Below are 23397 nucleotides of genomic sequence, written 5' to 3'. Positions count from 1 at the left end.
GGCCCCACGTCGGCCAGGCCCCGGTTGTACCGGGCGCACCTGGCCGTCATGAACGTGTTTCCTGACTTCAATGGCCTGTCCGGCGTCAGCGATCTACAGCAGGTTGTCGGGGCGCTGTTGACCATCGTGTTGATCGCCTCTGTTGCGGTCATGGTGATCTCCGGGGTGATCTGGGCGTTGGCCTCTTCGTCCGGGAACTACCAGGTCGCCTCACGCGGACGTATCGGCGTGCTGGTCGCCCTCGGTACAGCGGTGCTGGCCGGTGGCGGGGTCGCGCTCATGAACTGGCTCATCAGCGTCGGCGAACAAATCTGAGGCTCAAAGGCTCGTGCCCGTCCCCACTGGGGGCGGGCCTTTCCTCTGTTCGGGGCGCAGGGAGCACCTGCCAGGCGACAACCTCTGCTGCCCACCGACCGGTGGGCACTGTTTTGGATTGGAGTCCGCCGTGATTGAACTGATCACCACCTCTTTCGTCCATGTCGTGGGCCTGCTGCCCATGGACATCACCATCACCCCGAACGACTCCGGCCTGCCGGGCATCTCCCAGCTGCGCACCATCGTCGGAGCCATCATGACCGTCGGCCTCATCCTGTCGGTCCTCGCGTTGATCATCAGCGCGATTGTGTGGGGCTTCGGAGCCAACTCAAGCAATCCGCACCTCGCCTCACGCGGCAAGGTCGGCGTTCTGGTGTCCTGCGGTGCTGCCGTGATCTGCGGCGCGAGTGTGGCCTTGATCAATTTCTTCTGGAACGTCGGCCAGTCCGTATGAACCCACTCACCAGCCAACGAGAGGGCTCGTAATGTCTGTGTGCGATTGGCCCATTGTCTCCAACGTCTGCGACGTTGCCGGTGAAGCCGCCGCGACGGTCGCCGCGTTTCCCTTCGAGCTGATCGCCTCAGCGATGGGAGGGGCAGCTGAATGGCTGTTCGAGGCCGTCTGGGACGCCTTCGACGCCACCACGCTGGTGGACGTGACCCGCCCCGAGTACGTCGCGGTCTACAACATCATCTTCGGTATCGCCGTCAGCTTGATGCTGTTGTTCTTCTGTCTTCAGTTGATCACCGGCCTGGTCAAACGCGACCCCACCGCGTTGTCGCGGGCCGTGCTGGGCCTCGCGAAGAGCGTGCTCGGCAGCTTCGTGGTGATCACGCTGGTGGCATTGGCGTTGGAGATCACCGATCAGCTCTGCATCGGTATCATCCAAGCCGCCGGGGAAACCGTCGATTCCATGGGCGGCAAAATCTCGATCCTGGTCGCCGGTCTGGGCGGCATCACGATGGCCGCCCCCGGTGTCGGCGCGGTCCTCATCATCTTCCTGGCCGGGCTCGCTATCGCTGCCGCCGCGATTGTGTGGCTCTCCTTGCTGGTTCGTAAAGCTCTGCTCCTGGTGGCCATCGCGCTGGCACCGTTGGCGTTCTCCGGTTCCTCCTGGGACGCCGCGAAGGGCTGGATCAGCAAATGGGCGATGTTCGTCCTCGCCCTGGTGTTGTCCAAGCTCGTGCTCGTCATCATCTTCCTTGTCGCCATCACCCAGGTCTCCGCCCCGATCTCCACCGACTTGACCTCGGTGTCCGACCCTTTGGCGGGCATCGTCTTGATGGCGCTGGCGGGCTTCAGCCCGTATCTCGTCTACAGGTTCCTGTCCTTCGTCGGGGTGGACCTCTACAACCAGATCGGCGCAGAACAAGAAGCCAAGAGTGCCGTCAACCGGCCCGTGCCGATCCCCACCAAACCCGCAGGCGACGGCCCGAAGAAGGTTCTCGACACCAACACCGGCGACAAACCCACCAGCAGCCCACCGCCCAGCAACCCGTCAAGCAGTGGTCCAGCGTCCTCGGCTGCGCCTGCGGCGACGGCGACTGCCGGTGAAGGGACCGCCGCGACCGGAGGTGCTGCGACTGGTGGTGCTGCTGTGGCTGCTCCGGTCGCTGCGGTGGTGGTCGCCAAAGAGGCCGCGACCGCCGGACCCAAAGCGGGCACCGCGCTGGCCGCACAAGGCGAACAGGCTGCCGACGCCGCGAATCAATCCACGAGCACACCGCCACCGCCGAACGCGCCCGCACCGGCGTCATCTACTCCGTCGGCTCCGGCGGGTGCGCCGCGTGGCAGTGAACCGCCTCCACCGCCGCCACCGCCCGTCCCGAAGACCCCACCTGGCAAGGAGTGAGCCATGAGTAACGACAACACGCCGGGCACCGAGCTGGTGCCGGTCAAGTTCTCTCGCCTCACCCGCAGGGGTGTCTTGTTGGGGCTGTCGGTGTCCCAGCTCGTCACCCTGGGCATCACGCTGGGGGCGGTGGTGTTCGCGGTCTACTCCGGCGGCGGGATGCTGCTGGCCTACACCGCACCCATCTGGGTCACCTGTCTCGCCCTGACCTGGATACCCGTCGGCCGGCGGCCTTTGGTGGAGTGGCTACCGGTCGGGTTCTGGTGGCTGTGGAAGACCACCGGCGGACAGTTCCTCTACCGGCGACGGATCGTCAAGCCCCGCCCCGAAGGCACCTTGGCGTTGCCGGGCGACATGGCCCGCCTGCGTGAATACACCGACCCCACCAGCGGGGCCTGCATGATCCACGACCCCCACGGGCCGACTCTGACGGTGATCTGCGAGGTCACCCATCCTGCGTTCATCCTGCTCGATCCGGGTGAGCAGGAACGCCGCGTCACCGCCTGGGGCCGAGTCCTGGCCACCGCCTGCCGCTCTGGCAGGATCTCCACCCTCCAAGTCCTGGAACGCACCCTCCCAGATTCGGGCACCGGGCTCGCTGAATGGTGGGCCGAACACGGCACCCACGACCACACCTGGGCCGCCACCACCTACGCGGAGCTGATCGAGCGTGCCGGTCCCGCCGGGGAACGCCACGCCACCACCATCAGTCTGTCCCTGGACATGCGGGCTGCCGCACGCCAGATCAAAACCGCCGGTGGCGGCATCAAGGGTGCTGCTGCGGTGCTCCGTCAGGAAATGGCCACCCTGACCACCGCACTCAGGTCTGCCGACCTTCACCCTTCTGGGTGGCTGACGGCTGGGGACGTGGCGGTGATCCTGCGCTCGGCCTATGACCCCGCCGTGGCCTCCGCGCTGGAACGCCACGGCACAGTGGGGCGGGCGTTGGCGACTGCTGGGCCGGTCGCGGTGACCGAGACCTGGGGGAACCTGCGCACCGACTCCGCGTACCACGCGGTGCTCTGGATCAGTGAGTGGCCGCGCTCGCTGGTGTATCCGGGATTCCTCGCACCCGTGGCGTTGTCGAGCGGGATACAGCGCTCTCTGTCGCTGATCTACACCCCACTGCGTTCCGATGTCGCCGCGAAGGACATCAGGAAGAAAAAGGTCGAATACATCAGCGACTTCAACCAGAGGGCACGGATCGGGCAGATAGAAGACGCCTCGCAGACCGCCGAGTACCACGACGTTCTCCAACAAGAATCCGAGTTGACCGCCGGTCACGGGGTGCTGCGCTACTCCGGCCTGATCGCTGTCACCGCACCCACCGAGACGGAGCTGGAATCCGCGATAGCAGCCATCGAGCAGGCCGCGATCCAAGCGAGCTGTGAGACCAGACGGCTGGTCGGCCAGCAAGCCGCCGCGTTCACCGCCGCCGCACTCCCACTCACCCGAACCATCTAGGAGGCTGACGATGCCCACATATGACAATTCCACCATCGACGCCGCTGAGGCCTCCGACGCCCTGCGGGGCCTGGCGCATGCCAGCCGCGTCTTCGATCAGCCCGCCGAAATGTATGGGGTGATCGGTGACCTGTCCTCAGCGATGCGCTCGCTGCACCAGGTACTCGACCAACTCGCTACCAACCACGAGAACAGGGCGGCGTGCGCATTCAACGACGACGGCAACCATGACGCCGGGGTGCAGGACGCACTGACTGCTGCCGACGAGCTGAGGCAGGCCGCCCGACTGCTCGACCAGTCCTACGACCGGCTCGCCACCGGATTCGTCGCGGCGGGCCGGATCGCCTGGCACCACGACCCCTCCCCAGAAACACACACGACGATGAATCGGACATGGATCAGCGTGGTGTTCCTGCAAGGCGACGACGCCGACGAGGTGCTCGACCTGATCGACACCCACGGCACCCAGACGGCGGTCGAGTACCTGTCGAACTGGGACTACGGGGAGGAGACCACCAGCGCGGCCATCGCCAACCAATCGACTTACGATGCGATCCCCGCCGGAACCCTCGACAAGGTGGCCGAGCACGGGATCTACACCCTGACCTACAACCCGTTCATGGGTCACGTCGGTCTGTTCCGCCACCCTGACGTAGGCGAGGAACCAGCAACGCCTGCACCGAAACCCGCGCCACGACGCCAGGCCGTGCGTGACGCCTCTGGGTACCAGCCGGTTCGACGGCCTGATGCCACGCAGTCTCGGGGGCTGGGGCTATGAACGAGGAGCGACTGCACACCGCTGTTCTGATCTCCCCGGCCCATGAGAAGCGTCGCCTGCGTAAGCAACGCCGTGGAGCCGCCGCCCGGCTCCTGGCCCAGCAACGGCAGGCCGACAAGCAGGCCGCGCGGCAGCGGCGGGAGGCAGAACGTGCGGAGCTGCGCGCCACCCACTACCTGCCCAAAGCCGGAGAGCCAGGCCCTGCCGCGCTGCGTTCGCCGGGACGGTTCCACCTGCCCCGGCATCAGGACACGTCCGCTGTGTTGGCGGGTCAGTATCCCTTCCTCGCCGAAGGCGGGCTCGGCGCGCGGGGTGTCTTCGTCGGGGCCGATATGTACTCCGGTGGCAGTTTCGTCTACGACCCGTGGCAGCTCTACAAAGACGGAGCCATCACCGCCCCGAACGTGATCGTCGCCGGGATCGTCGGCAGCGGGAAATCATCGCTCGCGAAAAGCCTCTACACCAGGAGTTTGCCGTTCGGTAGGCGGGTCTACATTCCCTGCGATCCCAAAGGCGAGCACACCCCGGTCGCCGAAGCGGTCGGTGGGAGAGCCATCATTCTTGGCCACGGACTCACCGCCCGGTTGAACCCCCTCGATGAGGGCCACCGGCCCGCCGGACTGTCGGATGAGTCGTGGGCCTCCACCGTCGCCTCCCGCCGCCGCGATCTGCTCGGAGCCTTGGCTGAGACCGTGCTCGGCAGGCCGCTCACGCCGTTGGAGCACACGGCTGTCGATGCTGCCCTGACCGCGACGGTCCGCGAGAACACGGTGCCGATCCTCCCGCACGTGGTGGACCGGCTCTTCAACCCCAACCCCACCGGTGATGACGGCAGGTTGGCAGAAGATGGGCGTCTGGTTGCCCATGCGCTACGTCGCTTGGTCGCCGGTGACCTTCAAGGCCTGTTCGACGGGCCGAGCACCGTGGCGTTCGACCCGACCCTGCCAATGATCTCGTTGGACTTGTCGAGAGTGGCGGAGAACACCGCGCTCCTGTCGGTGCTGATGACCTGTGCCAGTGCGTGGATGGAATCGGCGCTCCTCGATCCTGCCGGCGGACAGCGCTGGATGGTCTACGACGAGGCGTGGAGGTTGATGTCCCATCCGGCGTTGCTGCGCCGTATGGATGCTCAATGGCGTTTGGCCCGCCACTTTGGGCTGGCCAACATGTTGATTTTCCACAAGCTCTCCGACCTGGACACCGTGGGCGATCTTGGTTCCGCCAACCGGGCGCTGGCCACCTCGTTGTTGGCGAACGCGGAGACCAGGGTGATCTACCGGCAAGAGTCCGACCAGCTCGGTATCACCGCGCAGACATTGGGTTTGACTGGCACCGAGCAGAAGCTCCTTCCCACTCTTTCCACTGGGCAGGGGCTGTGGCGCATCAAGGACAGGTCGTTCGTTGTGCAGCATCAGATGCACCCGGGTGAGTTGTCGCTCTTCGACACGACGACTCGTATGACGAGCGGGTGAATCCGCATGTTCAGTGTTCCTGCGGCCGAGCGGACGCTGGTTGTGGGGTGTGTACCTGCCGGGCATGAAGAAACCCCATCCGGCAGCCGTGCCTGCCACTATTCCCACCGTCGTCTTGACCGTCCAGCCGGGCGGCACCGTGATCGTCTCGATGGACGGAACCGTTCTGCCGCCACCGGCCAACACCGTGTGGCGGCGCTCCTCGTTGCCCGACATCATCGACCAGGCTACCGAGCACCGCACCGTCGCGGTGTGGATCGAAGTACGTGAAACCGACGGCAGTTCCTTCACCGATCTGATCCCGGCCCTCGGCATCCCCACACCAGCACCGAGCGATCCTGCGCCGAGCCGGGGGCCGCGTCGCGCGAAACACCCAGAGCTGCACGAGGTCCGCACGGAGGGCTTCGTTCCCGGTGAGGACGTGGCCATCGCTCTGGTCACTGGCTATACCGCTGCCACCGGTGACGGCCTTGCCCGCACGCTCATCGACGCCAGCGAGCACCCCGAAGGCTGCGAGGTCGTGTTGGTCGGGCGTATCTCCGGGACCATGGCGATCAGGCGGCTGGGATGAGCCAGCCCTCACGCCAAACCGGGTCGATGGGTGATGAGCTGACCAACGCCGCCATGGTCGGTCTGCTGGCCCTGGTCGCCTTGACCTTCATCTTGCGCGGGGCCGGATCGGTGACCGCTTGGATCACCCGCTCTGCTCAGCCTTCTGGTGGTCCGGCGTCCGGGGTCAGTGTGCTGCTCAACCCGTCCGATCCCGCAACCGCTCTGGGGGCTCCCGGTCTCAGCCCGGTCGTCTACTGGATCATCACCGGGCTCATGCTGACATTCACCGGCATCCTGGGAGCCTTCGTCTGGTTGCGGATACGCCGCTACACCACGACGGTCGAGGCTGATCCGCGTCGCATGGCCGGTGTCGCCACCCGCCACGACATCAACGCCACGGCCTCCACCAGGGCGCTTCTTAAGCGCGCGAATAGTCTCCGTCCAAGTCTGGAGTCTCCGAAGCCCGAGGAAGTCGGCTATCTACTCGGCACGTCGAAGGGCGCGAGTATCTGGGCGTCGGTGGAGGACTCGATCATGGTCATCGGCCCGCCCCGTTCCGGCAAAGGGCTCCATTTGGTGATTCCCGCGATTTTGGATGCTCCGGGTGCTGTGGTGTGTACCAGCACCCGCCCGGACAACCTGACCGCCAGCATGAGGGCGCGCGCCAAAGTCGGACCGGTCGCGATCTTCGACCCTCAACACCTCGCCGAAGGACTGCCTTCGGGGATGCGCTGGTCACCGATCCGGGGATGTGAGAACCCGCAGACCGCGATGATCCGTGCCACTGGGTTGGCCGCCGGAACCGGACTCTCATCCGGCGGGGTCGATTCCGGTGGCTTCTGGGAAGGCAAGACCAGAAGTGCCCTTCAAGCGTTGCTGCACGCGGCGGCCATCGACAACCGGAGTCCTGCCGAGCTGTTCCGGTGGACCCTCGACCCGGTAGCCGCTGCCGATGCGGTGGCGATCCTCAACGCTTCACCCAAGGCCGCGACCGGCTGGGCCGAATCCTTACAAGCCATGATCGACTCCGACCCACGCACCCGCGACTCCATCTGGCAAGGCGTCTCCCTCGCCCTCGGCTCGCTCGCTGACCCGCGCGTCCTGGACGCCGTATCACCCGGTCCTGGCGAGAGCTTCGACCCCGAGGCCTTCATCCAAGGCAAGGGCACGTTCTTCTTACTGGCGACCGGCAGCGGTGCCGGGGCATCCGCCGCGCTGGTCGCGGCCCTGGTGGAGGACTTGATCGAGACCGCCCGGAGGATGGCCGCACGATCTCCCGGCGCGCGCCTCGATCCACCCATGCTCTTGGCGTTGGATGAGATCGCCAACCTCTCACCGCTTCCGTCCCTGCCGACGTTGATGGCTGAAGGGGGTGGGTCGGGGATCACCACGATGCCGATATTGCAGTCACTTTCTCAAGCGCGTGATCGGTGGAACGAGCACCAAGCCAGTGCGATCTGGGATGCGGCCATCGTCAAGATCGTCCTCGGCGGTGCCTCCGGGGCGCGCGACCTCCAAGACGTGTCCAACCTGATCGGGGAACGCGACGAATACACCGACTCCGTGACCCTTGGTGACCACGGCAGCCGCTCCAACCAACGCTCCGTCCGTCGTGTCCCGATCCTGCCGCCTGACCACATTCGGCGCTTGCCGTTCGGCACCGGGATCGTCCTACTGCGCTCCGCGCCACCCATCATCACCGACCTCCACCCCTGGCCAGGACGCCCCGACGCCAAACAACTCGCCGCTGACCGAGCCGAGATCGAGAACCTCCTCCGCCGCTCCCAGTAGCAGGGACGAGATTCCCACCTGTCTGTCGCAAGGCCCGGAATGCGGGCTTCAAGAGCAGACAGGAGTGAGTCCATGTCCACGCAAGATGAAGCGGTACTGGCTTCCCAAGAGCAACTGGACCTCGACGGCTCCGGCTCGTCGAATGACCCCAAGATCGAAGACAGCGTCTATGGGTTCGTCGCCTCCACGCCGAAGTTCAAGAACCCCAAAGGGGGCGTCCCACGACTGTTCTTTATGGCGGGGCAAGAGCGGTACACGCACGAGTCTGACGGAACGTTCACGAAACAGAAGACCAGATTCTTCCGCGTCGTCGCCTTCCGAGGTGCTGCGGTCCACGCCAAAGACAAACTGTTGAAGCGGCAGTTCTTCATCGCGCAGGGGGAGCTTGAAAAGTACTTCGACGAGAAGACGGGCAAAGAGAGCACGCGCTTCATTGCCAAGAGGTTTGGCCCAGACCTTGCGAGGACTCGACGTGTACCGGACGAGTCACCGCACCGAAACGAGCTTGAGCGCGACGGGGCAGAACGCGAGTCCACCCCTTTTGAGCTGGCCGAGAGAGCAGGCAACGGCTCCTCTCGTGCTGCGGTTGGAATGTGAGGTCAGACCATGAGCGAACAGGATTTCACCGCCGCCGAGGTGGACTTCCCAGAAGGTCAATCAGACTTCGAGCCCGACGCAGGGCTCCCCATCCCTCCTCACCCGATCAACTGGAATCTCTTGTCCTCCGTGGACTTGGAAGCGGAGCTGCTGGAACTGAACCGTTGGATTGACTGGTTGAGACACACCTACGGCTTACCAGCTAGCGTGATCCCGCCTTTGTGGCACCGCCACAGTGAACTTCTCTGGGAACTCTCCGCCCTACACCTTCATTGGCTCGCTGCATACGATCCCGAACAGAACGCCTCCGCGCCCCTGGGCTGGCACCGCGACTTCGCTGATGCCCGCCATCGTCTCCGTGAATGGGTGGCCACCAGCGGCACAAGGCTCGACCGAGACCGTGCCACCCGCCAGACCAGCTGGCCCGGCGAAGACCCCGCCGAACCCATCGAAGAAACACCGATCCACGACCGAGACGAAGACTTCGTTGCCTTCGTCATCGAAGAAGTCAACCGACGCCGCAAGGCAGAGGATGCGTTCTTCGCTGGTGTCGATCCAGAGACGGGCGAGGTGATCGGCTGATGGTGCGGACCTACCGGCGCAAGACGAATCAACGTCCCCGCGAAGAACGCCACCTCTCGGTGCGGGCGGAGCATCGCGAGAGCCCTGACGTGGACAAGCTCACCGAACTCCTGATCCGTTTCACCCTCCAAGAGACGGGGCAGCGTCGCGTTCAGCGTTCCTCCTCGCGAGGGTCGGTGACAGGCACTACCGGCTCCGCATAGAATGAAGATGTCCGCCGTAGAGGTGGATGTTGTGGTCCCTGACCTCGTCCGTTTGTGACGGGGAATCTTACTTGGCCTTCACGGCCATGTCCTTGCGGCCTTCGGGCTCTTCTCACGATCAACATTCGCAGTTGATGACTCTGCGGTGGCTTGACCACTAGCTGCGGAGAAGAGCCATGACAACCCTTCTAGACGACCGACCCCCGGTCGATAGCCTCGTTTCCCCCTCTGTACCTGACGGCGGAGCAACCGCCGTGATCTACCTGCGCGTCTCGACCAAGGAACAGGCCGAGAAGGGCGGCGGCGAAGAGGGATATTCCATCCCGGCCCAACGCGATGCGAACAGACGCAAAGCTGAACAGCTCGGGGCCACCGTCGTTGAGGAGTTCGTGGACGCGGGCGAGTCCGCCAGAAAGGCTGACCGTCCCGCGCTGATGCGGATGATCAAGTACGTGGCAGAGCACCAAGTGAACTACTGCGTTGTTCACAAGGTAGACCGGCTCGCGCGCAACCGGGCCGACGACGTGACCATCCACCTGGCGCTGCGCGAAGCCGGAGTGATGCTGGTATCTGCCAGCGAGAACATCGACGAAACCCCGAGCGGCATGTTGCTGCACGGCATCATGTCCTCCATCGCCGAGTTCTACTCACGCAACCTCGCCACCGAAACCGTCAAGGGCTTGTCCCAGAAGGCATCCCAGGGCGGCACCATCGGGCTGGCTCCCATCGGGTATGAGAACGTCGGTATCCGCAATGAGCACGGCAGGGAAGAACGCACCGTCAGGATCGACACCGAACGCGCCGCGCTGGTGACCTGGGCATTCCAAGTCTTCGCCTCTGGGCTGTGGACCGTTGCCCAGCTACATCGTGAACTCGTCCGGCGCGGGCTGACGACCCGACCGACACCGAAGCGGCCATCGAAGCCGATAGGCAAGTCGAGCGTCCACCGGATGCTGTCGAACCCGTACTACAAGGGCGACATCACCTACAAAGAGGTGACCTACAAGGGTACGCATGAGCCTATCGTTCCGCGCGAGGTCTGGTACCAAGTCCAAACCGTCCTCCAAGCCCACATCTCTGCCGCCGACAAGACCCAGACACACGATCACTACCTCAAAGGAACCGTCTACTGCGGGCAGTGCGGCTCCCGGCTCATCATCTGCAACGCAAAGAACCGACACGGCAAGGTCTACCCCTACTTCATCTGCTCCGGCAGGCACAGCGGGAACACCGACTGCACCCGCCAAGCCATGCTGATCGAAGATGTCGAACGCCTCATCGAGGAGTACTACACAACCGTCCAGGTCTCCGCCCAAACCCGCCAGGACGTCGCCGGGATGCTGCACGCCGAGTTCGACCGACTCATGGCCTGCGAGACCAAGGAACTGGACCGGCTCGTGAAGGAACGCGGCGAGCTAGAACGCGAACGCTTCAAGTTGATGCAGGCCCACTACGCCGATGCCGTCCCACTCGACATGCTCAAAAGCGAACAAGACCGGATCAGCGCGGCACTTGAGCGGATCAACTTCCGCATCGCTGCCCACGACAACAAGTACGCCGACGCAAGGGAGAACCTGGAAGACTCACTCGGACTGCTCGCGCACGTCTCGGACATCTACCAGCGCTGCGACGATCTGAACCGGAGGCTGTGCAACCAGGCGCTCTTCACAGCGATCTACATCGACGAAGACGGGCAGCCCAGCGTGACCTACCATCGCCCCTACGACACCCTGTGTGATCCCGAGGTCCAAGGCAACGCCCTCACCTGGGCTGCCGAGGCAAAGAAAAGGGGCGAGGTTCAAACCGGAACCAGACTGGTTCCTCTTGTCGAGGGTTTGAACCTCGCCCGAGTGGGGTGGCTGACGGGACTTGAACCCGCGACAACCGGCACCACAAGCCGGGGCTCTACCAACTGAGCTACAACCACCATTGCCGCCCATAACCTCAGGCAGCACCTACAGATATTAGCAGAGGAAACCCGCCGTTCAGACCACGAGCGCCCCTCCGTGAGGGTGAGGTGCGTCTACCAACCCAATCCGTGCAGCTCCTCGTCATCCATCCCGAAGTAATGCCCGATCTCATGCACCACGGTTCTGTACACCTCTTCACGCACCCGTTCCCGCGTCCGAAACACGCGGATGATCGGGTTCTGGTAAATGGTGATTGTGTCCGGCATCGCACCCGAGTAATGCCCCCGATTCGGCAGCGACACACCGTGATACAGCCCCAGCAGGTTGCGGCGACCACCCGGCGGATCATGCTCCACAATGAAAGCGCAGTTCTCCACCGCTGCCGTGAAGTGTTTGGGGACACGTTCGAGGGCGGCTTCCACCATCTCCTCGAACTCCTCATCCGTGATGGGGAGCTCAACTTCTGGAGCATCCGGCTCGGCTGCGACCGGTTCGGCCCCATCCGGTTCGTGCGTTTCCCCCGCTGCGGCGCCCCCGTCCTCGTCCATCACCAGAACGCGCGCATCCCAATCGCGTCAGCGAAGTTACCCATGGCGTCCGGCGTGGAATCTTCATAAAGATCAGCATCGACGAGGGCGATCTCCATCACCAGGAATGACCCTTCCCCATCGGGGACCACGTCGACGCGGTTGAAGAGGAACTGTTCATCCCGACCCAGCCGTGAACGGACGTAGTCGTGGATGACTAGGCGAATCTGCTCCCCCCACACCAGTTCCTGCTCGGTTGGAATATGCGCGGAGACAACAGCCTCACGAATGGAACGATCCGTCACTTCCGATGGGTGCAGTAACGCCTTCTTCTGTACGGCGTGAGACAAAAGCCCGTTGAAGAAGATCAACGACATCTCACCATGTTCGTCAATCTCTTCGCGGTAGCGCTGCACCATGATGTCGCGCCCCTCACCAAGCAGCGTCATCGCCTGAGCCATTGCCGCCTGACGTTGCTTCAAGTCATTCGTGCTGTAGCGTCCAATGTCGCGCACACCCGAAGACACCGTCGGCTTGACGACAAAGTCACCAAACGCTGGGAAACGCGCGTGGACCTGCCGTTTTTCGTAGTTGTTTGCCGCCGCGATCCACGTGGTCTGGATGGTGGGGAGCCCGCGACTGGCCAACTCCTGCAAGTAGTGTTTGTCCGAGTTCCACGTCAGCGCATCCGCACTATTGAGAATACGTGGCACGCTGCGAGCCCAGGTAAGGAACTTCTTGCGATCACGCGCGTAATCAATGACTGAGCGGACCACAACCAGTCCCGCGTCATCCCAGTTCACATCAGGGTCGGTCCACGCCTTGATCTGCGGGTCCATGCCGCGTTCGGCGAGGGCGTCCAGCAGTCCATTTTCATCCGGGTACAGGTTCGGCATCGACGCCGCTGTCGCCAGGGTCACCTTTGGTTTGCTCATGACCCTACGTTACCGCGTCGGCGTCGCGCAGATGCCGTGGTTACAGGGAAGCTGTTAGCGCAATCCCACCGGCCGTGCTGCTGCCTCTTCCAAGAGCGCGCTCACCAGTTCTGGATACGTGATCCCCACTCGGTCGAACATGACGGGGTATAACGAGCCGGGGGTGAAGCCGGGCAACGTGTTGATTTCGTTGAGGACGATGCGCCCACTTTCTTCGTTGTAGAAGAAGTCGATACGGGAAATCCCCTCCCCCTCTACCGCTTCGAATGCGACGAGGGCGATCTTCTGGATTGCTCGCGCCACGTCCTCGGGAAGATCGGCTGGGCAGTCCAGTTGTACGGCCTGGGGGGCAAAATACTTGGATTCGTAGTCGTAGAAGCCTTCCGTGAGGACGCGGATTTCCCCAATTGCGGAGGCGCTCAGGGAGCCGTCCGCCGTTCCAAGGACTCCACACTCAACTTCACGACCAGGGCATGCTGCCTCAACAATCACGCGCGGATCATGACGCATGGCTTCGTCGAGGGCGGCGGCTAGGTCGGCTGCCGCATCCACCCTGGAGACACCGAGGGACGACCCGGCACGACACGGCTTCACAAATACCGGGAAGCCGAGGGCGGCGACTTGCGCCTCCCATTCCTGCTGGTCACCTAGCCAGTCTCGCTGCGTGAAGGCGACCCACTCCCCCACGTCGATGCCCGCGGCGCCGAGGACGGTCTTCGTCAGGTACTTGTCCTGGCATACCGCCGAGGACGCGACCCCGCACCCCACGTAGCGAACCTTGGAGAGTTCCAGCAGCCCCTGCACGGTTCCGTCCTCGCCGTACGGGCCGTGAAGCAGTGGGAAGAGGACGTCGATGTCACCGATGGTGCGCACGGTTTCTGGGACTGGATGACCGCCGTCGTCCACCTCAAACTGAATCAGCCGCGGCGAACCCGGCAGGATTGCGACGCGCAGGTCCCCTGCCTCAACCGTGTACCCACCGTCGTCGCCAAGGACGTAGGCAAGCGGGTCCGAGGGCATAGGAACCCACTGCCCGTCGGGCGTGATACCGATGGCGAAGGTCTGCCACTTCTCTTCGTCAATAGCGCCGAGGACGCCACCGGCAGTTGCACAGGAAATCTGGTGTTCCCCTGACATTCCGCCGAAGAGGACGGCGACGAGGGGGCGAGGATCAGCAGTCATGGGAACAACTTTAGTACCCGCCCCCCGCAGGTCATGCCGACTCCAGGGCAGCCCCCAGATCAGCTATCAGGTCTTCCGCATCCTCCAGTCCCACTGACAGGCGAAGGTGACCATAGTCCTTGAAAGGCTCGGGGTAGTAGACCACGCGCGGCCCCTCATTACTGACGTGCATGATGAGGGTTTCGTCGTGTCCCAGCGAAACTGCGGAGGTGACCACTTTCAGGTTCGCGACAAAACGGTTCTGGGTGTCACGGTCGCCCTCGACGGCAAAGCAAAGCACACCGCCGTACCCGCGGCCGCCAAACTGGCGGGTGGCGAGTTCGTGTTGAGGATGCGATTCCAGGCCCGGATAGTAGACGTACGCGACCTTGGGGTGGCCTTCAAGGAACCGCGCAACCTTCTGGGCGCTTTCCTGGTGGCGCTGCAGGCGCAGCGGCAAGGTGACGGAGCCACGCTGGATGAGCCAGGCGTTGAACGGAGAGATTGCCCCGCCCACATCAACCATGGCGTCAGACTTGATGGTCTGGATCAGCTCTGTGGATCCGGCAACCGATCCCCCCATCGCGTCCCCGTGACCATTGATGTACTTGGTTAGCGACTGCACCGCGAAGTCTGCACCGTCCTCGAGCGGTCGATATAGAGGGGGCGGCGTGAAGGTCGAATCCACGCTGAGGAGGGTGCCATTATCGTGAGCAATCTGCGCCAAAGCCGCTACGTCCGCAGTCAGCGTAGTTGGGTTGGCGATGGTCTCCGTGTGGATGAGGCGCGTGTTGGGGCGCAGAGCCGCGCGCACAGCATCCAGGTCAGTCACGTCCACGAAAGTCCCCTCGATCCCGTACTTCTCTGGGAAGATCTCCTCAAATAGGCGCCAAGTCGCCTCGTAGGTGGTGTCAGAGATGATCGCGTGGTCCCCCGACTTCAGGGTCGTGAAGAACACGCCGTGCAGAGCAGCGACTCCGGTTGCCAGAACAACCGCGTCCTCGGCGCCTTCGAGGGCGGCAATCTTGTGCTGCAGCGCGATCTGGTTTGCGCCTGTATTGCGTGTGTAGAGCGGAATGTCGGTGCCGGACCAGTCAACCGTGGAAGGGTCGTAGGGCAGCGCATAGGAATTAGCCATGATGATGGGGGTGCGGATCGCACCGGAACCCTCATCAATGGCGTTGCCAACATGAATGGCCTGGGTACTGAACCCCAGGGTCTCAGGATGGGCTTTGTCGGGTCGGGCTGTCATGGGTTATGCCCCCTCGGGTGCGAGTTCTGCGCGCACCGTCTTCGCTGCTTCAACCAGGTTCTTCAAAGCGGCCTCAGTTTCGGCATAGCCGCGGGTTTTCAACCCGCAATCCGGGTTTGCCCACAGCAGCCCTGCGGGGACCGCTGCGGCTGCGGCGCGGAGAAGATCAGCCAGCTCCTGGGCGCTTGGGACACGCGGCGAATGGATATCCCACACTCCCGGACCCAACCCGCGAATGAGGTCGTCGGTGTCGACGTCCTCAAGCAACTCCATCCGGGAACGCGCGGCCTCAATCGAGGTAACATCCGCATTCAGGCCGAGGATTGCCTCAAGGACCTGACCAAACTCTGAATAGCACAGGTGGGTGTGAATCTGAGTGGCAGTATCCACGTTCGAGGTCGCCAGGCGGAATGCCGTCACCGACTGGTCTAGGTAGTCCTGGTGCTTGGAAGAGTCGAGGGGAAGCAGTTCACGAAGGGCCGGTTCGTCAACCTGGATGATGTGGATTCCAGCGGCTTCGAGGTCTCTCACCTCATCCTGTAGCGCCAGGCCAATCTGCGCCGCAACCTCACCGAAGGGTAGGTCTTCGCGAGGGAACGACCAGGCGATCATGGTGGTTGGACCAGTGAGCATTCCCTTCACCGGCTTGTCTGTCAAAGACGCAGCGTATGTCGTCCAGCCAACCGTCATCGGCTCGGGGCGGGTCACATCACCCCAGAGGATCGACGGCCTCGTACAACGCGTGCCGTAAGACTGCACCCAGCCGTTAGTGGTTGCCGCATACCCGTCAAGTTGCTCGGCGAAGTACTGCACCATGTCGTTGCGTTCGGCTTCGCCATGAACGAGGACGTCCAGGCCCAGATCCTCCTGCAGACGGATAACGGAGGCGATTTCGGCCTCCATTGCCTCCCGGTACTGCTCTGCCGTGAGGTCGCCCCGCACGTGAGCGGCCCGGGCCCGACGGATTTCTGGCGTCTGGGGGAAGGAACCAATCGTCGTTGTCGGCAGGGGTGGCAGGTTGAGGACCTCGGCCTGCGCGGCCCGGCGGGCTTCTGAATCCTCACGCTCGGTGTCTGCGGGGGTGACGTTGGCGGTGCGTTGCCGCACCTCAGGGCGGATCACGCCTTCATATGCCGCGCGTGACGTGATGGCCCGGTCGGATGCCACTAGCCTGTCCTCCACCGCGATCCAGCCTTGCGTCAGGCCCTTACCTAGCAAGACAACCTCTTCGACTTTCTGGTCGGCAAACGACAGCCAACTGTGCAATGCACCGTCGAGGGCGGGATCGTCCCACTGCTCCGCCGAGGTCGTGATCGGGACGTGCTGCAGCGAGGTTGCGGTGGCGGCTGAAAGGTTGGTGATCCCTGCCTGTTGCAGTGCTTCCAGCGTTTGAGCTGCTTTCCGCAGGTCAGCGCGCCAGATATTGCGCCCTTCCACGACTCCGGCCACGACTGTCTTGGTTGTCAGAGCTGTGGTGAGTTCCGCATCGGGCGCTGGGCTACGACGCAGATCCAGGTGGATTGCTTCGACGTCGGTGTCCGCAAGTGCCTTTGCGGCGGCGCTTCCGTCGCCGTAGGGAAGCGCAACCAAGATCTGCGGTCGCTCCGAGCTTCGAGAGAGCTCACTCCACACCGCCTTGGCAGCACTGATCAGTTCGGCGCGGGGCGCGTCTAAGTTGTCAGAGGTCAGCGCAGGTTCATCGAACTGGATCCATTCGGCGCCGGCCTCGGCAAATGCACTCAGAACGGTGCGGTAGGCCGCCGTGACCCTGTCGATTAATTCCAGGGGATGCCAGTCGCCGGGTGCGTCCTCGTCCGCTTTCGAAAGGGCGAGGAAGGTGACCGGCCCGACCAGAGTGGGACGAACCAGATAGCCGTTGTCCCGAGCACGTTCGAACTCGGCGACCTTACTGACGTCCTCGAACTCAAACTGAGAAGACGGCGAGAGTTCGGGAACCAGGTAGTGGTAGTTGGTGTCGAACCATTTTGTCATTTCGAGGGCGGGCAGCGTATCGGTGCCACGGGCGAGGGCGAAGTAGCGCTCCAAACCGTCGAGTCCGCGGTAGCGCTGCGGGATCGCGCCTAGTGCGACGGCCGTGTCGAGGACCTGGTCGTAGAGGGAAAAGGACTCTGGGATGGCGTATCCGCCCTTGTCCAGCCCCAGCTCCGCGAGTCGGGCGTAGGTGGCGTCACGCAGATCCGTTGTGGCGGCCAGGAGGTCTTCGTCGGAAAGCTCATTCCTCCAGTATTTCTCCGTGGCGCGCTTCAACTCGCGATCCGCTCCGATCCGCGGGTAGCCAATGATTGTTGCGTTTGGGAAAGAGGTGGTCACGGTAAGCCTTCCGTTTGATGGGCTGGTTTCAGGGGTGGATTGTGGGTGTTGCTTGGTCATATCAGTTCCTTTGAAGGAAGCGAAAGTGAGGTTTCGTGTGAGTCAGAGAGGTCAAGATCACGCACCAGGTCGAGGGCGGGTCCGGCCTGGTTGAAGGTGAAGACGTGTAGGCCGGGCGAACCGGCCTCGAGCACTTCCCTGGCGATCTTGCGGCCCAGGGCAGTGCCAACTTCCCGTGCTTCTTCTGCGTTCGAGGTCGCATCCAGCGGGTCCAGCAGCCACGACGGGGCGGCAACCCCGGTGAGTTCCTGCATCCGTCGCACCCGCCTGGGGTCCGTTGGCGGCAGGATCCCGGCAACGATGGGGATGGTGACGCCCCTTCGACGCGCGAGCTCGAGGAATAACTCGTAGCATCCGGGATTCCAGAACAACTGGGTAACCGCGAAGGATGCTCCGGCGTTCTGTTTCGCTAGGAGGCGGTCCGCCTCTTGTTCCGGAGTTGTTCCCGCTGCTGGATTGCCGCCAGGGAATGTTGCCACGGCAATCGTCAGCGGTTTGAATGCAGAGCGCAGGGCGAAACCCGGGTCGACTGCGATGCGCTCGGCCTCGACCTGCCTCATGAGGGCGACGAGGTCGGTGGCCTGCTCAAGGTCACCCGGCGCGGGTATCCACCCTTCGGCGCCTCGGGGAGGGTCACCACGAAGCGCCATGAAAGAGCGAACACCCAGGTCCAGGTAGCGTTCCACAACGGAGCGCACCTCGGCTCTGGGGGAGGCGACGCAGGTCAGATGCGCGATGGGCTGAACCGGGGTCTCCCGGACCAGCTGCTCAACAACCGTACAGGCTCCATCGCGGTCCGTGCCGCCTGCGCCGTATGTTACTGAAATGAAATTTGGTCTGCTTGCTAGGAGCTGGTCGACGTTAGACCAGAACCTGGTGATGAGGTCGGGTCGTCTGGGTGGAAGCACCTCAAACGAAACCATGTGTGATGGTCGAAAATGCGGATTCATATCCCTATGTCCAATGCCAGATAGTGCGGGGCACTCTGTCTAGAACACAGCTTCTCGAAGGGGATACCTCAGGTTGGCACCGGAGGTTGGTTGAAACCTGGAGGTCACCTAGTTACTGGGAGGCCAGTTGCAACCTGGAGGTCTGCTTATCCCGGGAGGCGAAAAAGTGCGGTTAGTCGTCTCTACTTCGAGAAGCCGTTGCACATTCGAACCATGGCCATAACAACTTCGTCCCGGCTGCAGATAGCAGCGGGAGCGGTTGTGGCGCAGTCCAGGTTCTTGTTCACGAGGAAAACCTAACACCACTTCCCGGATTCCGCAGGAATCATCCCACAGGCTGACACCTTCGGCACCTGAGGCTGACGCGCCAGCCGGGGGCGCCCTCGTACTTTTACTACATGGGGTCACGGAGGCCCACAAGACCGACAAAAGGAACATCATGATCGAGGCAACACACCTCACGAAGACGTACGGCAAGAAAACGGCGGTATCAGACGTCAGCTTTTCACTGGCGCCCGGCCAGGTCACTGGCTTTCTGGGTCCAAATGGCGCCGGCAAATCAACGACTATGCGCCTACTTATGGGACTCGACCGCCCTACCAGCGGATCTATCACCGTAATGGGTAAACCCTACGTTGAGCACCGCAACCCACTGTGTGTTGTCGGAGCCTTGCTGGATGCGAAAGGTGTTCATCCGGGACGCACCGCACGCAGTCACCTGCGGGCCCTCGCAGCCACGCACAGCATCAGTGAAGCACGTGTCAACCAGGTACTTGAACTCACCGGACTGGAGTCGGTTGCGAACAAGAGGGTCGGTGGGTTCTCGCTGGGGATGGGGCAGCGACTCGGCATAGCTGCAGCCCTACTCGGCGACCCGCAAGTGCTTGTGTTGGATGAGCCGGTCAACGGCCTCGACCCCGACGGCGTTCTTTGGGTCCGCAACTTCGTGCGGTCTTTTGCGGCCGAGGGCGGTACGGTGCTGCTCTCCAGCCACCTCATGAGCGAAATGGCTCAGACCGCGGACCACGTCATCGTGCTTGGACGCGGAGCGGTGATCGCTGATGCTCCGATTGGCGACCTTATCGCCACTGGCAAGGGGCAACGGACCGTCCGCGTCACATCACCAGACTCGCTCAGGCTCGGCGAACTCCTTCGCGCGCAAGGGGCACACACGACCCAACTGAAGGGCGGCAACGAGCTCCTCATTCACGGAGTGCCTGCGGAACGTATCGGTGAGATCGCGGCAGCAAACGCCCTCGTCCTGCACTCTCTCTCTACAGACTCGGCCTCCCTCGAAGACGCCTACCTCGAACTAACCCACGGAGAGATCGAGTACGTCGCGGCGTAACGCCGTGACCGACCGACCTGCTCATCACCGACTTTCGCCTTTTGCCTACTGCTCCCCGAGGAGAACAAATCATGACTACCGCAACCGCCACCGCGGCCAACACGCTGGCCCCCACCGTTCACAGCCCAACCAGAGCAAGGCAGACGGAAGGGCATCTCACCTTCGCAGGCATTCTTCGCAGTGAGTGGATCAAGCTGGCATCCTTGCGCTCGATCCGCTGGTCAATCATCACCATGCTCCTTGTTAGCGCGGCTGGCGCAGCGCTCATGAGTTTCGCGATGGTGGACACGGGGTCCGTCGATGCCGACACGCTGCCAACACTGCTCGCTCAGTCTGCGACCTTCGGGAGTAACATCACCGTCCTCATCATGGGTGTAATCGGGGTTTTGGCCGCCACAAGTGAGTACTCCAGCGGAATGATCCTCAGTACGTTGTCCGCTACGCCGCGCCGCGGCTTGCTGCTTACTGCCAAGGCACTGGTCGTCGCTGGCATTGCATTCGTCGTGGGCGGGCTCTCCACCCTTGGTGGCGGTGTCATTGCCGCACTCTTCATGGGCGGGGACGCGTTCGGTGTCCTTGTTTCACCTGCCGTGCTCGCTTCGATGCTGGGCACAACAATCTACCTGACACTCGCTACCCTCCTTTCGCTCGGCATTGGCGTGATATTCCGTTCCGGTGCTGGCGCAATCTCCGTGGTGGTGCTGCTACTGTTCGTCTCAACCCTTGTGTTCCAGATTCTCAGCGTCACCGGCTGGGCCTGGGTACCGGAGGCGGCACAGTGGTTGCCAGCCGACCTCGGATACGAAATGTCATCCAGCCCCCTCCTACCGGCTGATGCCCCCACTGAGATCGTCGGCGTGGGATACTGGGCGGCGTTGGGCGGCCTAGTCGCCTGGGCTGGCGCAGCACTGGTGCCAGCAGCGATTCTGCTCAAGACAAGAGACGCTGTGTGAACATGAACGTGACAGGCACCCCGGTCGGTGTGGACACCGCCACGAACTCTGAGCTTGACTCGGAGCTGCGGCTTCCGCGCCCACCCGGGGTGCTTCGCCGTTGGATCGCAGCACACCCCAGAGCGGTCGACTGGATAATTGTCGCCACATACCTCCTGGCCTGTGCGCTTGCGATTATGTTCGCACTTACGGTGAGTCGTTTTGCTGGCGAGTTCGCCGCCATCGACCCCGAAGCCCAAGCCGAGGTCGCGGGGGTTGCTTCTTTTCTTGAGTGGCCGTGGGCAATGGTGGTCATCCTCATTATCGTCGTCACTGCCGTGGCACTGCTGTACCGGCGTCGATTCCCGCTGGTCGGCCTGGTAGTCGTTGCGCTCCTGCTCTTCCTTGAGCAAGGAACACTGACCGTCCCCAACTCAATGGCACTGGTAGTGCTCCTCTACGCTGTGCCTCTCTACCGCGGACTAGCGCAAGGGTGGGTCGGCTACGCGATTGTCGTGGCGGTCAACACGGCGCAGATCTTCCTCTCTGGCAACACTTCCACTGCCGTCATCGGCCCAAGCGTGACGATCTTCGCCGCCGATGGCCAGTACCTTCAAGACAGCAACTTCATACTCTCCACCATCAATGCACTTTGGCTCCTGGCCGTCCTCATGATCTCGATCAACCTCAGCAACCGCAGACGCTACGTGGGCGCACTCATCGAACGGGCCCACCAACTGGAGCGCGAACGCGAGCAACAGGCCGCACTGGCCGCCGCCGCCGAACGGTCGCGGATCGCACGCGAAATGCACGACATTGTTGCCCACTCCCTTTCCGTCGTCGTTACGTTGAGTGAGGCGGCCTCGGTGACGGTTGAGTCCCAACCAGAAGCGGCGAAGAACGCTATGGAACGCGCGGCGGAAACCGGCCGTACCGCCCTCGTCGAGATGCGTAGGCTGCTTGGCGTGTTGGGCGAGGGGGACGGAAAGACGACTGGCAGCAAACCCGCTGCAGATCGAGGTCCGGGCGAAGTTGCGAAGACCGCAGAGGCAAGCAGCGCTCCGAGAAACCCCCAACCGGGCATGGCGGAGCTCTACGGGCTGATCGATGGATTCCGTCAGGCCGGGCTGGAGGTTACCGTGGCCGAGACCGGAGTCTCCGCTGGCGATGCGAGCCAGCAGCTCGCGGTGTTCCGGATCATCCAGGAGGGGCTCACAAACACCCTGCGCTATGCGGGTCGAGGTGCTCGGACACATTTGACGCTTCACCATTCGCCGGAGGAAACCTCCGTCGAGGTGCTTGACCACGGACCTGCCCATAGAGCGGGGGAAGCAGATCAAGGTGGCGGCGCCGCGACGTCCACCTTGGCTCGGCCCATCCCGGGGAGCGGACGGGGCCTTACTGGCGCGGCACAGCGCGCAAAGATCTTTGGCGGTTCGTTCGAGGCCGGGCCTCACGGAACCGGCTGGCGCCTGGTGGCAACGGTGCCAGCCGCGGCACCCGCAGAGGACCATCACGGCATCCCGGAGGAAAGGAGTGAGCAGCAGTGAGAAGCAACCGAGACCACGATGACTCAACAGTTGAAGATCTCAGCGGCGAAGGCTGGCGCGATGACGATGTGATCCGCGTCCTCCTTGTCGACGATCAGGAACTCATCCGCACGGGGTTCGCCCTCATACTTTCTACGTCAGGCGCTGGCGGCGGCCCAAGCGTCGAGGTTGTGGGGGAAGCAGGCGACGGGGTCCAAGCGCTCAGAGTCATGCAGAGGCTCGCAGAGCAGGACCGCCTGCCCAATGTCGTGCTGATGGACGTACGCATGCCGGGCATGGATGGCATCGAAGCTACGCGGCTAATAGTCAGGGACTATCCCGACTCACGCGTCCTCGTCCTCACCACCTTTGACCTCGACGAATACGCGCTTGCTGCCATCGAGGCGGGAGCCGGCGGGTTCCTCTTGAAGGATGCAAGGGCACCGGAGTTGGTCGCCGCAGTTCGCTCCGTTGCCGAGGGCGACGCCGTCATGGCAGCCAGCCTGACACGGCGGCTCATCTCTAGACTGCGCGACGGTGCGGAGCCCATAGGGAACCCGCAGGGACCTAATCCGAATGGCTCCGGTCGCGCAACCGCCGACGTCAGGGACGGTGCTCGTAGCACCGAGGATGCTGCCGCTATCCTTGAACGTCTCACCGACAGGGAACGAGACGTATTCGCCCTCATCGCCGAGGGTCTCACGAACGCTGAGATCGGCGACCGCTTGTTTTTGTCGGTGTCGACGGTGAAGACACACGTTGGAAGAGTGCTGACCAAGCTGGAACTGCGCGACCGAGTTCACGCCGTGATCCTGGCGTACGAGGCCGGAGTGCGCTGACCTGCAGATAGGCGCC

At 63.1% G+C, this 23397-nt stretch carries 23 protein-coding genes, 1 tRNA gene and 2 pseudogenes; 17 read left to right on the top strand and 9 right to left on the bottom strand.

The features are described 5' to 3' along the window. Positions 1-48 precede the first annotated feature (48 nt). The 12 genes and pseudogenes from IDL90_RS06645 to IDL90_RS11860 form a co-directional block, all read left to right on the top strand. A complete protein-coding gene (locus IDL90_RS06645) occupies positions 49-315 on the top strand; it encodes a DUF6112 family protein (protein WP_187994855.1) in 267 nt (88 codons plus the stop codon). Positions 316-496: 181 nt separating this feature from the next. Beyond that, positions 497-769 (top strand): DUF6112 family protein, encoded by a 273-nt coding sequence (locus tag IDL90_RS06640; protein WP_187994964.1) that lies wholly within the window; start codon positions 497-499, stop codon positions 767-769. Positions 770-800: 31 nt separating this feature from the next. Beyond that, positions 801-2168, top strand: coding sequence for a conjugal transfer protein TrbL (locus IDL90_RS06635; protein WP_187994854.1), 1368 nt, complete (start codon positions 801-803; stop codon positions 2166-2168). Positions 2169-2171: 3 nt separating this feature from the next. Continuing rightward, the gene (locus IDL90_RS06630; protein ID WP_187994853.1) at positions 2172-3632 is read left to right on the top strand and encodes an SCO6880 family protein; all 1461 of its coding nucleotides are present in this window, start codon (positions 2172-2174) and stop codon (positions 3630-3632) included. A gap of 10 nt (positions 3633-3642) precedes the next feature. Then, the gene (locus IDL90_RS06625) at positions 3643-4410 is read left to right on the top strand and encodes a hypothetical protein (protein ID WP_187994852.1); all 768 of its coding nucleotides are present in this window, start codon (positions 3643-3645) and stop codon (positions 4408-4410) included. Continuing rightward, the gene (locus tag IDL90_RS06620) at positions 4407-5882 is read left to right on the top strand and encodes an ATP-binding protein (RefSeq protein WP_187994851.1); all 1476 of its coding nucleotides are present in this window, start codon (positions 4407-4409) and stop codon (positions 5880-5882) included. The genes IDL90_RS06625 and IDL90_RS06620 overlap by 4 nt, the downstream gene beginning before the upstream one ends. A gap of 13 nt (positions 5883-5895) precedes the next feature. After that, entirely contained in the window at positions 5896-6453 is a 558-nt protein-coding gene (locus tag IDL90_RS06615; protein ID WP_223175238.1) for a hypothetical protein, read from the top strand. After that, positions 6450-8225, top strand: a complete 1776-nt coding sequence (locus tag IDL90_RS06610; RefSeq protein ID WP_187994850.1) for a TraM recognition domain-containing protein — start codon at positions 6450-6452, stop codon at positions 8223-8225. The genes IDL90_RS06615 and IDL90_RS06610 overlap by 4 nt, the downstream gene beginning before the upstream one ends. Positions 8226-8297: 72 nt before the next feature. After that, the gene (locus IDL90_RS11510; protein ID WP_187994849.1) at positions 8298-8822 is read left to right on the top strand and encodes a hypothetical protein; all 525 of its coding nucleotides are present in this window, start codon (positions 8298-8300) and stop codon (positions 8820-8822) included. 9 nt (positions 8823-8831) lie between these two features. Further along, positions 8832-9404, top strand: coding sequence for a hypothetical protein (locus IDL90_RS06600; RefSeq protein WP_187994848.1), 573 nt, complete (start codon positions 8832-8834; stop codon positions 9402-9404). After that, positions 9404-9607 carry a hypothetical protein gene (locus IDL90_RS06595; RefSeq protein WP_223175237.1) on the top strand — a complete coding sequence of 68 codons (204 nt, stop codon included), beginning with the start codon at positions 9404-9406 and terminating at the stop codon, positions 9605-9607. Before IDL90_RS06600 ends, IDL90_RS06595 begins: the two co-directional genes overlap by 1 nt. Positions 9608-9783: 176 nt before the next feature. Beyond that, positions 9784-10254 (top strand): annotated as a pseudogene (locus IDL90_RS11860) (recombinase family protein); the annotation flags it as partial. Here the strand turns inward: IDL90_RS11860 and IDL90_RS11305 are convergent. Next, entirely contained in the window at positions 10255-10434 is a 180-nt protein-coding gene (locus tag IDL90_RS11305) for a hypothetical protein (RefSeq protein WP_223175236.1), read from the bottom strand. Between IDL90_RS11305 and IDL90_RS11855 the strand changes: the two are divergent. Then, positions 10417-10836 (top strand): annotated as a pseudogene (locus tag IDL90_RS11855) (recombinase family protein); the annotation flags it as partial. The gene IDL90_RS11305 and the pseudogene IDL90_RS11855 sit on opposite strands and share 18 nt — an antisense overlap. A 354-nt stretch (positions 10837-11190) precedes the next feature. On the opposite strand, the gene IDL90_RS11495 reads toward IDL90_RS11855, so the two are convergent. The 8 genes from IDL90_RS11495 to IDL90_RS06555 form a co-directional block, all read right to left on the bottom strand. After that, positions 11191-11322: a hypothetical protein gene (locus IDL90_RS11495; RefSeq protein WP_262509090.1), complete on the bottom strand. Its 132-nt coding sequence runs from the start codon at positions 11320-11322 to the stop codon at positions 11191-11193. Between the two features lie 136 nt (positions 11323-11458). After that, a tRNA-His gene (locus IDL90_RS06585) sits at positions 11459-11534 on the bottom strand. Between the two features lie 96 nt (positions 11535-11630). Continuing rightward, positions 11631-12065: a metallopeptidase family protein gene (locus IDL90_RS06580; protein WP_182142734.1), complete on the bottom strand. Its 435-nt coding sequence runs from the start codon at positions 12063-12065 to the stop codon at positions 11631-11633. Next, positions 12065-12979 carry a RimK family alpha-L-glutamate ligase gene (locus IDL90_RS06575; RefSeq protein WP_182141179.1) on the bottom strand — a complete coding sequence of 305 codons (915 nt, stop codon included), beginning with the start codon at positions 12977-12979 and terminating at the stop codon, positions 12065-12067. Before IDL90_RS06575 ends, IDL90_RS06580 begins: the two co-directional genes overlap by 1 nt. Before the next feature lie 54 nt (positions 12980-13033). Beyond that, a complete protein-coding gene (locus tag IDL90_RS06570) occupies positions 13034-14161 on the bottom strand; it encodes a D-alanine--D-alanine ligase family protein (protein WP_182141180.1) in 1128 nt (375 codons plus the stop codon). Positions 14162-14192: 31 nt separating this feature from the next. After that, positions 14193-15392 carry a PLP-dependent aspartate aminotransferase family protein gene (locus tag IDL90_RS06565; protein ID WP_187994847.1) on the bottom strand — a complete coding sequence of 400 codons (1200 nt, stop codon included), beginning with the start codon at positions 15390-15392 and terminating at the stop codon, positions 14193-14195. Positions 15393-15395: 3 nt separating this feature from the next. After that, a complete protein-coding gene (gene metE, locus IDL90_RS06560; RefSeq protein ID WP_182141182.1) occupies positions 15396-17783 on the bottom strand; it encodes a 5-methyltetrahydropteroyltriglutamate--homocysteine S-methyltransferase in 2388 nt (795 codons plus the stop codon). Then, complete coding sequence (locus IDL90_RS06555) at positions 17780-18706, bottom strand: methylenetetrahydrofolate reductase (protein ID WP_259349497.1); 927 nt, start codon at positions 18704-18706, stop codon at positions 17780-17782. The genes metE and IDL90_RS06555 overlap by 4 nt, the downstream gene beginning before the upstream one ends. Positions 18707-19172: 466 nt before the next feature. Between IDL90_RS06555 and IDL90_RS06550 the strand changes: the two genes are divergently transcribed. The 4 genes from IDL90_RS06550 (at position 19173) to IDL90_RS06535 (ending at position 23381) form a co-directional block, all read left to right on the top strand. Beyond that, the gene (locus IDL90_RS06550) at positions 19173-20081 is read left to right on the top strand and encodes an ABC transporter ATP-binding protein (protein ID WP_182141184.1); all 909 of its coding nucleotides are present in this window, start codon (positions 19173-19175) and stop codon (positions 20079-20081) included. 71 nt (positions 20082-20152) lie between these two features. Beyond that, complete coding sequence (locus IDL90_RS06545) at positions 20153-21034, top strand: ABC transporter permease (RefSeq protein ID WP_182141185.1); 882 nt, start codon at positions 20153-20155, stop codon at positions 21032-21034. Positions 21035-21036: 2 nt separating this feature from the next. Beyond that, positions 21037-22563 (top strand): sensor histidine kinase, encoded by a 1527-nt coding sequence (locus IDL90_RS06540; protein WP_259349615.1) that lies wholly within the window; start codon positions 21037-21039, stop codon positions 22561-22563. Then, positions 22560-23381 carry a response regulator transcription factor gene (locus IDL90_RS06535; protein WP_220458737.1) on the top strand — a complete coding sequence of 274 codons (822 nt, stop codon included), beginning with the start codon at positions 22560-22562 and terminating at the stop codon, positions 23379-23381. Before IDL90_RS06540 ends, IDL90_RS06535 begins: the two co-directional genes overlap by 4 nt. The last annotated feature ends 16 nt before the right edge of the window (positions 23382-23397 follow it).

Origin of the sequence: Schaalia sp. JY-X159 (genome assembly GCF_014525425.1) — a bacterium.
In the GTDB taxonomy this organism is placed as follows: domain Bacteria; phylum Actinomycetota; class Actinomycetes; order Actinomycetales; family Actinomycetaceae; genus Scrofimicrobium.
Note: the sequence above shows the minus strand (reverse complement) of the source record. Positions and strands in the feature narration are given on the sequence as shown.